The following is a 13,192-nucleotide window of genomic DNA, read 5'->3' as shown; positions in this document are numbered from 1 at the left end:
TCAGCTGACTTCCTGCTTAGAATCGCGCGCTAACAAGCGCATACTCATTTCTCTGGCAGAAACGCCATCAAATAAGACGCCCGCCACCGCATTCGTAATCGGCATATCGATGCCCAGTCGCGCTGCCAGACTGCGCACCGCCTGCGCGCAACGCACACCTTCGGCGACATGACCCAGCTCTTCGATGATCACTGCAAGCGACTTTCCTTGTGCCAGCGCCAGACCGACTTTGCGGTTACGCGACAAGTCCCCGGTACACGTCAGGATCAGATCGCCAACACCGGTCAGCCCCATCAGAGTTTCTGCGCGGCCGCCGAGCGCAACGCCAAGCCGGCTGATTTCTGCCAGACCGCGTGTCATCAAAGCCGCGCGGGCATTCAGGCCAAGACCCAATCCGTCAGCCACACCGGTGGCAATCGCCAGAATATTTTTGACTGCGCCGCCGACTTCAACACCGACCAGATCATCGCTGGAATACACCCGCATCGCATTGACGTGCAATGCTTGCACCACACGCTGACAAAGCGCTGGCGAAGTTGAGGCGATCGTCAGCGCACAAGGCAATCCCTGCGCGACTTCCTGCGCAAACGACGGGCCGGACAAAGCACCGATGGCCACCGCGTCGCCCAAGATTTCGCGGGCAATCTGATGCGGCAGCAACTGCGTCGATTCTTCAAAGCCTTTACACAACCAGATCACATTTTGGGGTGCAAACGGGAGGCAGGCCTCTAAGGTCGGGCGCAAGCCGGATACCGAAGTCGCGATCACCAGCAAACTGTCTTTCCCCGCAACATGCGCCATGGCAGCGGAAAAATCGGCAGTCACTTCCAGATTCTCAGGCAAGGGAAAACCCGGCAGATAAGCGACATTCTCGCGCTGCGCCTGCATTTCCTGCATCGCAGCCTGATTTCTTCCCCACATCAACACTTTGTTTTTTGCTGTCAGGGCAATCGCCACTGCTGTGCCCCAGGCACCTGCGCCTAATACGCTGATATTCATGCTCTTACCTACGATGAAATTCATCAGAAACGGCTCAAATATACTCCCACCAGTATATTTTGAAGCCCTTTATTTATGCCGACAATCGGTGGATTTTTAATAAAAACAGGGGGAGTATGCGAATTTCACCCTGAAATACCGGCTGCCTCCGGTGATCAGTTCGGCCAACCTGATACCAGCAAATACCATCGGTCATCTTGTGTCACACACAAAAAAAGGACAGCACGCTGTCCTCTTTTGAATTACTGCCGTCAAACCAGCGATCAGGGAGAAATTATAAACCCCAGACCTCGTTCACTTTCACGTAACCAAGCTGGCCATCGCGATGCCGGACTTTCACCCAGCCAGCAGAAGCAGGCTCGGCCATTTCCAGCAAGACGTTTTTCTCAGCGCTGAATACCAGTGCGGCGCTATCGTCAGTGCTGGCGCGGATTTTCGCATTGGCAACCCGCACAATCAGATTGCGGCGGGTGATCAGATCCTTGGATTCGACCCAGCTCAGGTCACCCGCCATATCCCTGACTTTGCTCCACGCACCCGAGGTAAAAATCACTTCCACCGGCATGCCGCGTGGTGCCACATAGACTTTGCCACCTTTGACCGATGGTGCGTCGTACATGATGACGGGCGATGCACCGACCGAACGGAACTCAAGAGCCTGCGCTGGCGCTGTCACCAGCGTCGCCAGCAGACTCAGGGCAGAAATGGAAATCAAGCCGCGCATGGACGTCTTTCTTCACCAGCGCGGATCGTCAATCAGATTGCGATCCGGCGGGTATCAGGAAAAATTACTGGATAGTTGCAGGTGCTTCAGCTGCTTTAGCCTGCTCTGCTGCGATTTGCAGACGTTGCGCATAGAAAGCTTCAAAGTTGATTTCCGACAGATGAATCGGTGGGAAACCAGCGCGGGTGATCGCATCCGCTACGTTAGAACGCAGGTATGGATAGATGATGTTCGGGCAACCGATACCCAGCAATGGATCAAGCTGATCGTCGGGGATATTGCGCGCTTCAAAAATACCGGCTTGCTTACCTTCCACCAGGAAAGCGACTTTATCGCCGATTTTCGCTGTCACAGTGACTGTCACTGTGGATTCAAAAATGCCATCGGCCAGTTTTTCATTACCGACATCAACAGACACTTCGATGCCAGGGGCTTCTTGCTCCAGGAAAATCGCCGGAGAATTTGGCTGTTCAAGCGACAAATCTTTCAGATATACGCGTTGGATTTGGAATACGGGCTGCAGATTTTCGTCAGACATGTGAGACTTTCTAAAATTCTAAAAGATTAATAATGAACAGCGAGATGAGCAAATAGGGCCAATTCCGGCCATTTCAAGATCGCGCCGCCTTATTGTAGCAAGGAGACTGCAAAAATCACAACTTCACAGACACTTATGCAAGCACTTCATCGCCAGCCCGTAGAAAATCCGGTTAAAGCCGGATTTTCTGCTCAGGGGTTCAGCAAAGCGTCGAGCTTACCGGCACGGTCAAGTGCTGACAGATCGTCAAAGCCGCCGACATGAGTCTCACCGATGTAAATCTGTGGTACGGTGCGGCGCCCGGTCTTTTGCATCATCGCTTCGCGCTGGGCAGGATCAAGATCAATGCGCACTTTATCGATTTCCTCGACACCCTTGGATTTCAACAAGCGTTCAGCCATCGTGCAATACGGGCAAACAGCCGTGCTATACATACGAACTTGCGGTTTCATAGACTTCTCCTGCTACTTTACAGCTTACTTAACAATCGGCATACCCTGGGTTTTCCAGGCTTCGGTGCCACCTTCGAGACTGAATACCTGCGCAAATCCGGCTTTATTCAAGACAGAAACAGCATTCGATGAACGCACGCCCGTCGCACAGACAGTGATCACCACTGCATTTTTGGACTTTTCGATTTCTTTCAAGCGATTATTTATTTCCGGCAACGGGATATTTTTTGCATTCGGCAAATGACCCGTCGCAAATTCGTCCGCGCTGCGCACATCCAGTATCAGGGTTTTACCCTGATTCATGTACTGTGTCGCCTGTAATTGCGATACTTTGGCACCACGGCGTTGCAACAAAGGCAGTAACAAAGCACCACCAGAAATCAACGCAATACCGATCAGAAAAATATTATCAAGAATGAATTTCACAGGTTTCCAGTAGTAAAAATGGTTATCAGAAGCCCGTCATTATAAAATAGATGCAGCGAACATATTTAAATGCATACTAACCACGACTTAAACTGACCATTATGTACAAAATCGTATTAATGCGGCATGGTGAATCCACCTGGAATCTCGATAACCGCTTCACCGGCTGGACCGACGTTGACCTGACCCCGAAAGGCGTCGCAGAGGCAACGCAGGCAGGTAAATTGCTCAAAGAAGCCGGTCTGACATTTGATCTGGCCTATACCTCTGTTCTGAAACGTGCGATCCGCACGCTGTGGGGCACACTTGATGAAATGGATCTGATGTGGCTACCGGTCGTGCACGACTGGCGTCTGAACGAACGCCACTATGGCGCACTGCAAGGGCTCAACAAAGCAGAAACTGCAGCAAAATACGGCGATGATCAGGTACTGATCTGGCGTCGCAGCTATGACACACCACCGAATCCACTGGCAGAAGACGATGAGCGTACATCCTTCAATGATCCGCGTTATGCCGGTCTGGACCGCAAACAGATCCCGCTGACAGAATGCCTGAAAGACACCGTCGCGCGTGTCGTACCGGCGTGGGAAGACAGCATAGCCCCGGCGATCCGCTCTGGCAAACGCATCCTGATCTCAGCACACGGCAACAGTCTGCGTGCGCTGATCAAAATGCTCGATGGCATCAGTGACGATGATATCGTCAATCTGAATATTCCTAACGGTCAGCCTTTGGTCTATGAACTGGATGCCGATCTGAAACCGATCAGACATTATTACCTCGGCGATCAGTCGGCGATTGAAGCCGCGCTGAAAGCCGTTGCCAGCCAGGGTAAATCCAAGTAATTCTAGATGCAAAAACACACACGCTTTTTGCTTTCCAGCCTGCTGTGCCTGTCTATCACAAGCACAGCAGTATCCGGTTTTGCCGCCAGTAACTCGCGCGCCCTGCAAAAAAGCAAAGCAGAAGCTGAGCGCGCAGAGTTACAGCAAAAACTCAAAGCACTGAAAACAGACATCAACAAGACCGAGAGTGCCAAAGATCAGGCCAGCGATGCGCTCGCCGAGTCTGAAAAAGCGATTTCGGAAGCAAACCGGTCTTTACGCGATTTGCAGAACGAACAAGCGCAGACTGAAGAAAAACTCCGGCAGCTGACCGAGCAACAACAAGCTTTAAGCGCTCAGATAGAAAAACAAAAGAAACAACTGTCAACCTTCCTGCGCCGGCAATACATGCACGGCGACAGTGATCGTATCAAGCTGCTGCTGTCTGGCGACAATCCGAACCGGATTAACCGCGACCTGCAATACATGGGCTATGTCTCGCAGACGCAGGCAAAAATGATAGAAAGTCTGCGCAGCAGTCTGAAAGCCGCAGAAAAAAATACGCAGGATGCACAAGAAGCCAAAGCCGAACTTGATGAAATTGCCGAGGAAGAAAAAGATCACAAGATCGCGTTAGAAAAAGAAAAGAAAAAGCACGCGGCACTGGTCGGACAGTTATCAAACAAACTCTACGCACAAAAAAAACAGGCAGATAATCTGCAAAAAGATGAACAAAGGCTGAGTAATCTTGTCTCACGTCTGAACCAACTGATAGAAGAGCAGTTGAAAGCCGATAAACTGCGCGCGGAACAGGAAGAGAAACAGCGACAGGAAAGAATTGCAGCGCAGAAGGAAAGAGCGAAGCAAGCAGCGCTGGACAAGAAAGCCGGTAAAAAACCTAACCCGAATGCGATTGATGCAGATGAACCGCCCCCAAAACAGGCAAAATCGGAAGCACCGCCCCCCGGAGAATTTGATCGTCTCAAGGGACAGCTAAGGTTGCCGGTCAAAGGCGAGATTCTGGCAAAGTTTGGCAGCAAGCGCGGTGATGGTCCGAGCTGGAAAGGTTTGTTCATCAAAGCCAGTGAAGGCAGTGAAATTAAAGCCATTGCCCCAGGCAAGGTCATTTTTGCAGATTGGTATAAAGGCTACGGAAACATGATTATTGTTGGTCATGGTGATCAATACATGAGCATCTATGGCAATAATCAGGCAGTATTGAAACATGTCGGCGACAGCGTCAAAGCGGGCGATATTATTGCCAGTGCGGGCAACAGCGGCGGCAACGAAGAATCAGGTTTATACTTTGAAATCCGTCATCAGGGACGGGCATTTGATCCGCTGAACTGGATCGTCGTTAAATAGGCTTTAGGTGAATCATGGGCAGTAAATTTAAGAATTTCGGTTTAATCGGCTTAGGCATGGTCGCCGGTGTGGCGGTTTCCATGCAGTTTTCCGCTCTTGCGCAAAAAAATGCCGGCAGCCCCCTGCCTGTGGAAGAGTTGCGTCAGTTAGCGGATGTCTTCGGTCTGATCAAATCAGATTATGTTGAACCCGTCGATGATAACAAGCTGCTGACAGAGGCGATCTCTGGCATGGTGGCATCGCTGGACCCGCACTCTGCCTATCTGGATAAAAAGTCCTTCAAAGAATTGAAGGAAGGCACACAAGGTAAATTCGTTGGCCTCGGTATTGAAGTCGGTATGGAAGACGGCTATGTCAAAATCGTATCCCCGATAGAAGATTCCCCTGCATACCGTGCCGGCTTGAAACCCGGCGATCTGATCACGCGTCTCGATTCGTTGCCAGTCAAAGGCATGACGCTTGATGAAGCTGTCAAAAAAATGCGCGGTGAACCGAACACAAAAATCACGCTGACGATTGCCCGTAAAACAGAAGATAAACCAATCATCGTCACGATCACACGCGAACTGATTAAACAGCAAAGTGTCAAAGCGAAGATTGTTGAACCCGGTTATGCATGGCTGCGTATCTCGCAGTTCCAGGAGCCGACTGTCGAAGATATGGCGAAGAAAATTCAGGCTTTGTATGCGCAGGATCCTGCCATCAAAGGTCTGGTACTGGATTTGCGTAATGATCCGGGCGGCGTACTGCCAGGCGCAGTCGGCGTTTCCGCTGCATTTTTGCCTAAGGATGTACCGGTGGTTTCCACCAATGGTCAGTTGCCGGACTCAAAAGCCACCTTTTACGCCAAACGCGAATATTACGCAGGCCGCGCAATGGGTGACCCGCTGGCTAAATTGCCGGAAGCCATTAAAACCGTGCCTATGGTCGTGTTAATCAATACCGGCTCGGCTTCCGCATCGGAAATCGTCGCCGGTGCTTTGCAGGATTACAAACGTGCAACGGTGATCGGCACCCAGAGTTTCGGTAAAGGTTCTGTACAGACCATACGCCAGATTTCTGCTGATACAGCAGTCAAACTGACGACTGCGCGCTATTACACGCCGAACGGCCGCTCAATACAGGCAAAAGGCATCGTGCCTGATCTGAATGTCGAAGAAACAGCCGAAGGCGATGGATTCAACAGTTTCCGCGCACGTGAAGCAGATTTGCAAAAGCATCTGACGAACGATAAAGAAAAAGAAGTTGTCCGCCCGAAAGTCGATGAACTCGAAGAAGAGCAACGCCTGCTGGCTCTGGCCAAGAAGAGTAAGCCACTCGAATACGGCAGCAAAGAGGATTTTCAGTTAGCGCAGGCACTGAATCATCTGAAAGGCTTGCCGGTCAAAGTGACCGAGCCTAAAGAAGCGAAAGAAACCAAAGACGCAACAAAAGACGGTGCGGAAAAATCAGAGAAAGCCGACAAAGACGGCAAATCTGATCACAAGAAAAAATAATCTGACCTTCATAAGGCCGCTGCACAGCGGCCTTTTTTATCTCATGAACGATAATCAACTCCTGCGCTATTCGCGCCACATTCTGCTCGAGCAGATAGGTATAGAAGGCCAGCAAAAAATCACCGAAGCGCGTGTCCTGATCGTAGGAGCCGGTGGTCTCGGTTCCCCCGCTGCGATGTATCTGGCCAGCGCCGGTGTCGGTAGCCTCACTCTGGTCGATAACGACAACGTCGATCTGACGAATCTGCAAAGACAAATCCTGCATACGACTGAGCGTATCGGCATGGCAAAAGTATTCTCTGGCCGGGCTGCGCTGCAACAGATCAATCCTGATGTTCATGTCGTCGCCCTGCAAGAACGTGCTCAAGATCAGCGGCTCGAAGAGCTGATACAGCAAGCGGACATTGTGCTTGATTGCTGTGACAATTTCAGCACGCGTCATGCGGTGAACGCTGCCTGTGTCAAATATCAACGACCGCTGGTCTCCGGTGCGGCCATTGCATTTGATGGCCAGATCAGCGTCTTCGATACGCGTAATACAGAATCGCCTTGCTATGCATGTCTGTTTCCACCGGATCAGAAATTCGAGGAAGTCCTGTGTTCCAGCATGGGTGTCTTTGCGCCACTGGTCGGCATCATCGGCACCATGCAGGCAGCCGAAGCCTTGAAGCTGATCATGCAAACGGGACAATCTCTGCAAGGACGTTTGCTGCTACTAGATGCGATGAACATGGAATGGACAACGATAGGCATGAAAAAAAATCCGCGTTGTCCTGTATGCGGCAGCACACATATTTCCTCGCCCAATTAATTTTTAGCGACAAGTGTTGTCTCCCTATTTTCACCAGAAAATCATGTACACACTCTATTACTCCCCTTCGACCGCCAGCATGGCGGTACATCTCGCTTTACTGGAAACCGCTGCGCCTTATGAACTGCAACTGGTCGATTTTGAAAAAAACCAGCAGAAAGATCCCGCTTACCTGCGTCTGAATCCGAACGGGGTCGTGCCGACGCTCGTGTGCGATGGCAAGCCATATATAGAAACGGCCGCGTTGATGATGTTGCTCGCTGAACGCCATCCGGCGGCAGGTCTGGCCGGCACGCCGGAACAATATGACGAATGGCGTCAGTGGATGATTTATCTGAGTCACAATCTGCAGGCCACTTATCGTTTCTGGTTTTATCCGTCAGAACTTGGTTATGCAACGCATCCCGATGAGGTATGTCATGCCCTGCAAACGCGTATAGAAAAAATATGGGATCAGTTAGATCAACACCTGAACGCGCATGGCCCTTATCTTCTCGGTGCACAATTTTCAGTCGCCGATCTGTATCTGACGGTGCTGATGCGATGGTCACGTAACATGCCGCATCCGGCAACCGAATGGCCAGCGCTGTATCATCTGGTGCAACTGATCACGAATCGCCCGAGCTGGAAAAAAATGATGGAAATAGAAGGCGTGGATATCTGGCCTGAGGACAAAACCGTATGAGTAAGCCAACCGATTTATACGCTGTGACCCAGATCGCCGGTTATCCGGAAATCAGTATTTCCGAATTCATCGGTGTGCGCTCTCTGCATTTATCATCCGATGCAATACAAGGTTCCATGCGACTGGCCATGCCGGATCAGATTGAGCTGGAATACGTGCAGCAAATGATGATGTGGCTGCTGTTCAACAAGACACCGCAACATATCGTCCAACTGGGACTCGGTGCAGCCGCACTGACTAAATTCTGTTACCGCCAGTTCCCGCAAGCTCAGGTCACCGCCATCGAGCTGAATCCGAATGTGATCGCCGCCTGCTATCAGCATTTTCGCCTGCCACCCAACGACGACAGGCTGCATGTCGTCGCCATGGATGCGATGACGTACGTGACCGATACCGCGCATCGCGGCAAAGCCGATGTGATGCAGGTTGATCTGTACGATGCCGCCGCCGAAGCACCGGCACTCAGCAGCCCGGAGTTTTATCAGGCTTGCGCAGATTGTCTGACAGATGACGGCATACTGACGGTCAATTTATTCGGCAACCCGGAACACTACGAAGCCAATTGCAATGCGAATCTGGACGCCTTGAATGCGGCCTTTGATGCGGTCGTCTGGCTACCGATGGTGCACGATGCGAACACCGTTGCGATCGCCTTCAAACAGGCACCGGCAGTCGATTTCGATGTGCTGTATGAACGCGCAACAGAGATCAGACTCAGCATGAAATTGCCGGCGGCAAAATGGGTTAACGGACTAAAGGCCTGGATGCAGGATACGCAGTGATGTCTGTCTGTTGTTAGTCTGTTGTCACTCCGGCGTATGACAACAGACGCATAATTTATTGCCATCCGGATCCCGAAAATATGCGCCGTAGTAATCTGCATGATATTGCGGTCGCAGACCCGGAGCACCTTCGCAAGTCGCCCCCAACTGTATCGCCTTTGCGTACACTCGCCTGACCATCGCTCGGTCAGACGCCGACAACGCAATCATCTGCCCATTTCCTGCTGAGGCTGGCGCTCCATTAAATGGTCTGCCGATCAAAAATAGAGGGCGCGGCTGATCTGCTGCAACCCAGCCTGCCCACGCCTTATCTTCTTCTGAAAATTTAAGTTGCAATGCCAGTTCAGTCATCACTCCCGAATAGAAGTGAAAAGCGCGCTGAAAATCATTCACGCCAATAAATACATGAGATAGCATCGCGTTCCCTCATTATGCTTATGCCACATTCAGTGAGATTTCTTCGTCAGCCCCAGATAGGTATCAATCACGCGCTGATCATGGGCGAGTTCCGCGGCATTGCCTTGCAGTGCGATCGCGCCGGTTTCCAGCACATACGCATAGTCGGCCACCTGTAAAGCAGCACGCGCATTCTGTTCAACCAGCAATATGGCGACGCCGGTTTGCCTGAGCCGCTGAATGATGTGAAAAATTTCTTTGACGATCAATGGCGCCAGACCAAGGCTAGGTTCATCCAGCATCAGCAACTGCGGTTTTGCCATCAGTGCACGCCCCAGCGCAAGCATTTGTCGCTCGCCGCCGGACAAGGTGCCCGCTTCCTGATGACGCCGCTCCTTCAGACGCGGAAATAAATCAAACACCACGCTGAGCTGATCGGCATAGTTTTTTTCCCCTGCCTGATAACGCCGATAACTGCCTAACAAAAGATTGTCTTCCACTTTCATGCTGGCGAACAATTCGCGCTTTTCCGGCACCAGCGACATCCCCATCGCGACGCGTTTTTCTATGCTGATGCCGCGTAAATCCTGCCCGTTAAAAAGGGCCTGCCCACGCTGGCTACCGCTGGCAGGCAAAGCGCCAGCGATGCCGTTGAGCATCGTTGATTTACCGGCACCATTCGGGCCGATGACGGTGACGATCTGTCCACGCTCCACCCGGATATTCGTCGCTTGTAAGGCTTCGACCTTGCCGTACAACACCTGCAATTGATCAGTGACCAGCAGCGCTTGTGAATTTGCCTGAAAATTTTCTTGTGTCATCAGTCTATTCCACCTAAATACGCTTCCAATACCGCCGGATGTTGTTGAATTTCTTGCGGCAAACCTTCGGCTATTTTGCTGCCGAATTCCATCACGACCAGATGATCGGTCAGATTCATCACGAAATCCATATCGTGTTCCACCAGCAAAATACTCATCCCTTCGGCGCGCAATTTTCGCAACAATTCTGCGAGTTCCTGTTTTTCCTTATAACGCAAGCCAGCAGCAGGCTCGTCGAGTAACAGCAAAACCGGGTCACAGCACAGTGCACGTGCAATTTCTAAAATACGTTGCTGACCCAGCGCCAGATTGCCCGCATCTTCATGCATCAGATGTGCCAGGCCAACCCGTTCAATCTGGTGTGCTGCTTCGGCCAGCAAACTGTCTTCGATGTTACGATCGCGACGCAAAATACTGGCGAACACTTCGCTGACATCACCCTGCTTATGTCGCAGGTGCGCGCCTATCGCCACGTTTTCCAGCACACTCATATTCGCCAGCAAACGTACATGCTGAAACGTGCGGGCGATACCGAGTCTGACAATGTCGCGCGACGCAAAACCAGTAATGTCCTGTAACTGGCCATCGCTATAAAAACGGACTGCACCACTGGTCAGCGGCAATACTCCCGTCACCAGATTGAACATCGTCGATTTACCGGCACCATTCGGCCCTATCAGGCCAACAATCTGCCCTGCGCTGACACTGAACTGCATGTCATTCACAGCAACCAGACCACCAAACTCTTTGCGCGCCTGCGCTATCTCTAAAATCACGTTACCACTTGCTGGCTTAATACGGCTAGCGAGTGGCGCACTATGAGTGTTGATCACGATAGCCGGTTCTGTCGCTAACCACGGCCGGAATATATTTTTCGCAGCACGGCTGAGATAGGGCCATACACCGTCGCGCGCTGTTTGCAGTAACAGTATCAGCAGGATGCCAAAAACGATTACTTCAAAATTACCATTACTACCTAACAACGCGGGTAGTATCGCTTGCAGTTTATCTTTCAGGATGGTCAGTAATGCCGAGCCCAGCAAAGCGCCCCACACATGCGCGGCACCACCCACCACGGCCATAAACAAATATTCGATACCGGCATTCAGGCCAAATGGTGTCGGGTTCACGGAGCGCTGTAAATGGGCGTACAACCAGCCGGAAATACTCGCCAGCATGGCTGCCAGCACGAAAACGATGACTTTCATACGGGCGGTATTCACCCCCATCGCTTCCGCCATCACACCGCCGCCCTTGAGCGCGCGAATGGCACGACCAGGACGCGACTGCAGCAGGTGTTGTATTGCCAGTGTTGCCAGTAACAGAATCGCCCAGATCAGCAGATACATGCTGCGACCGCTATCAAGTCTGATGCCGAAGATCGCAATCGATGGAATACCGTTAATGCCATCGTATTTCCCCAGAAATTCGAGATTGCCGAACAGGAAAAACAGGGACAAGCCCCAGGCGATGGTCCCCAGTGGCAGATAGTGGCCGGATAAGCGCATCGTAATCATCCCGATTGCCAGGGCTGCCACGACAGTGATCAGCAAACCGGCAAGCAAACCCAGCCACGGTGATAAGCCCGCCGTCGTACTCAGATAAGCAGTAGCATACGCGCCGATACCGACAAACGCCGCCTGCCCGAACGAGGTCAGACCACCGACACCGGTCAGCAAAACCAGACCCAGCGCGACGATCGCATACAAGCCTATGTAATTCGATAAAGTGATCCAAAATTCGGGAACCGGTAACGCTGGAAAAATGAACACCAGCGCCAGCAATACGTATCTTCCATAACGCAGGAGGTGACTCATGATTCCTCCTCGTCATTGTGTTTACTGCTGAGAGAACGCCACAGCAGTACCGGGATAATCAGCGTAAACACGATCACCTCTTTATAAGCGCTGGCCCAGAACGAAGAATACGATTCAAGCAAACCAACCAGTAAGGCACCAGCGGCAGCCACCGGATAGCTGAACAAACCGCCGACAATCGCACCGACAAAGCCTTTCAGCCCGATCAGAAAACCGCTGTCGTAATACACCGTCGTCATTGGCGCAATCAAGACGCCGCACAAGGCACCTAAGGCTGCCGTCAGCGCGAAAACCAGACGGCCAGCCTGCGTCGTGCCTATACCGACCAGTTGCGCACCAAGACGATTGACGGCGGTTGCCCGCAACGCTTTACCAGACAAACTGCGCTCAAAATAGATATACAAAGCGATCATCAGCGTGACAGAAACGGCAATCACCACCAGACTCTGTCCTGAGATCATCAGTGAACCCAGCAGTAATTGTGCGTCACTGAAAGCAGCAGTTCTTGAGCCCTCAGCGCCGAACATCACCAGACCCAGCCCGGTCAGCGCCAGATGCAGCCCGACAGAAACTATCAGCAGCACCAGCGTACTAGCTTCCGCCAGCGGCTGATAGGCAAGCCGGTACATCATCGGCCCCATAGGAATCACCACCAACAAGGTCAGCATAACCTGCACCAGCATGGGTAATTGCTGCAATGGCAGATAGCGCATCAACACCCAGAGCAGCAAAGGCAACAGCAACAGCTTTACTATTACCGGAAACAATGCACGTAAAACATTTTTGCTTCGCTGCGACGCGCGCAGATGCTGATAAATTTCTTTGAGCAGACACAATGTTCCCAAGCCCAGCAATAATGTGACTGAATGTGGAAATTGCCCTGACTGTATCGCCGCCAGACTCAGTGCGCCAAAAGCGACAAATTCACCTTGAGGAATAAAAATGATGCGGGTAACGGAAAACACCAGCACCAGCGCCAGCGCCAGTAGCGCATATATCGCACCACTGGTGATGCCATCCTGCGCGAGGATGGCGGCAATCGAAAAATCCATG

The 13,192-nt window shown here is 51.7% G+C and carries 15 protein-coding genes; 6 read left to right on the top strand and 9 right to left on the bottom strand.

Annotation, left to right across the window (positions count from 1 at the left end; translation table 11 throughout):
• The 5 genes from ACPAOP_RS07120 to ACPAOP_RS07100 form a co-directional block, all read right to left on the bottom strand.
• On the bottom strand, positions 1-999 hold the full coding sequence (locus tag ACPAOP_RS07120; protein WP_423682295.1) for an NAD(P)H-dependent glycerol-3-phosphate dehydrogenase: 999 nt from the start codon (positions 997-999) through the stop codon (positions 1-3).
• Positions 1,000-1,273: 274 nt separating this feature from the next.
• The gene (locus ACPAOP_RS07115) at positions 1,274-1,723 is read right to left on the bottom strand and encodes an SH3 domain-containing protein (protein WP_423709782.1); all 450 of its coding nucleotides are present in this window, start codon (positions 1,721-1,723) and stop codon (positions 1,274-1,276) included.
• A 64-nt stretch (positions 1,724-1,787) separates the two neighbouring features.
• The gene (secB, locus tag ACPAOP_RS07110) at positions 1,788-2,261 is read right to left on the bottom strand and encodes a protein-export chaperone SecB (RefSeq protein WP_423709781.1); all 474 of its coding nucleotides are present in this window, start codon (positions 2,259-2,261) and stop codon (positions 1,788-1,790) included.
• A 191-nt stretch (positions 2,262-2,452) separates the two neighbouring features.
• On the bottom strand, positions 2,453-2,713 hold the full coding sequence (gene grxC / locus ACPAOP_RS07105) for a glutaredoxin 3 (protein ID WP_423709780.1): 261 nt from the start codon (positions 2,711-2,713) through the stop codon (positions 2,453-2,455).
• A 24-nt stretch (positions 2,714-2,737) separates the two neighbouring features.
• The gene (locus ACPAOP_RS07100) at positions 2,738-3,139 is read right to left on the bottom strand and encodes a rhodanese-like domain-containing protein (RefSeq protein ID WP_423709779.1); all 402 of its coding nucleotides are present in this window, start codon (positions 3,137-3,139) and stop codon (positions 2,738-2,740) included.
• 101 nt (positions 3,140-3,240) lie between these two features.
• Between ACPAOP_RS07100 and gpmA the strand changes: the two genes are divergently transcribed.
• Genes gpmA through ACPAOP_RS07070 form a run of 6 tightly spaced genes read left to right on the top strand, consistent with a single transcriptional unit; the run spans position 3,241 to position 9,105 of the window.
• A complete protein-coding gene (gene gpmA, locus ACPAOP_RS07095; RefSeq protein ID WP_423678973.1) occupies positions 3,241-3,987 on the top strand; it encodes a 2,3-diphosphoglycerate-dependent phosphoglycerate mutase in 747 nt (248 codons plus the stop codon).
• Between the two features lie 6 nt (positions 3,988-3,993).
• A complete protein-coding gene (locus ACPAOP_RS07090) occupies positions 3,994-5,331 on the top strand; it encodes a murein hydrolase activator EnvC family protein (RefSeq protein ID WP_423678972.1) in 1,338 nt (445 codons plus the stop codon).
• Between the two features lie 14 nt (positions 5,332-5,345).
• The gene (locus ACPAOP_RS07085) at positions 5,346-6,827 is read left to right on the top strand and encodes a S41 family peptidase (protein WP_423709778.1); all 1,482 of its coding nucleotides are present in this window, start codon (positions 5,346-5,348) and stop codon (positions 6,825-6,827) included.
• Between the two features lie 43 nt (positions 6,828-6,870).
• Complete coding sequence (locus ACPAOP_RS07080; RefSeq protein ID WP_423709777.1) at positions 6,871-7,638, top strand: HesA/MoeB/ThiF family protein; 768 nt, start codon at positions 6,871-6,873, stop codon at positions 7,636-7,638.
• Positions 7,639-7,681: 43 nt separating this feature from the next.
• Positions 7,682-8,323, top strand: coding sequence for a glutathione S-transferase family protein (locus ACPAOP_RS07075; protein ID WP_423709776.1), 642 nt, complete (start codon positions 7,682-7,684; stop codon positions 8,321-8,323).
• Positions 8,320-9,105 (top strand): spermidine synthase, encoded by a 786-nt coding sequence (locus tag ACPAOP_RS07070; protein WP_423709775.1) that lies wholly within the window; start codon positions 8,320-8,322, stop codon positions 9,103-9,105. Before ACPAOP_RS07075 ends, ACPAOP_RS07070 begins: the two co-directional genes overlap by 4 nt.
• Before the next feature lie 24 nt (positions 9,106-9,129).
• On the opposite strand, the gene ACPAOP_RS07065 is transcribed toward ACPAOP_RS07070, so the two are convergent.
• The 4 genes from ACPAOP_RS07065 to ACPAOP_RS07050 are packed head-to-tail and all read right to left on the bottom strand — an operon-like array spanning position 9,130 to position 13,191.
• The gene (locus ACPAOP_RS07065) at positions 9,130-9,522 is read right to left on the bottom strand and encodes a VOC family protein (protein ID WP_423709774.1); all 393 of its coding nucleotides are present in this window, start codon (positions 9,520-9,522) and stop codon (positions 9,130-9,132) included.
• 29 nt (positions 9,523-9,551) lie between these two features.
• Complete coding sequence (locus ACPAOP_RS07060) at positions 9,552-10,322, bottom strand: ABC transporter ATP-binding protein (RefSeq protein ID WP_423709773.1); 771 nt, start codon at positions 10,320-10,322, stop codon at positions 9,552-9,554.
• Positions 10,322-12,139 carry an ABC transporter permease subunit gene (locus tag ACPAOP_RS07055; RefSeq protein ID WP_423709772.1) on the bottom strand — a complete coding sequence of 606 codons (1,818 nt, stop codon included), beginning with the start codon at positions 12,137-12,139 and terminating at the stop codon, positions 10,322-10,324. The genes ACPAOP_RS07060 and ACPAOP_RS07055 overlap by 1 nt, the downstream gene beginning before the upstream one ends.
• The gene (locus ACPAOP_RS07050; RefSeq protein WP_423709771.1) at positions 12,136-13,191 is read right to left on the bottom strand and encodes a branched-chain amino acid ABC transporter permease; all 1,056 of its coding nucleotides are present in this window, start codon (positions 13,189-13,191) and stop codon (positions 12,136-12,138) included. Before ACPAOP_RS07050 ends, ACPAOP_RS07055 begins: the two co-directional genes overlap by 4 nt.
• Position 13,192: the final 1 nt, after the last annotated feature.

Origin of the sequence: Undibacterium sp. WLX3042 (assembly GCF_049544825.1) — a bacterium.
Taxonomy (GTDB): Bacteria; Pseudomonadota; Gammaproteobacteria; order Burkholderiales; family Burkholderiaceae_D; genus Undibacterium.
The sequence above is the reverse complement of the archived record's forward strand: the minus strand, read 5'-3'. Positions and strand labels throughout refer to the sequence as shown.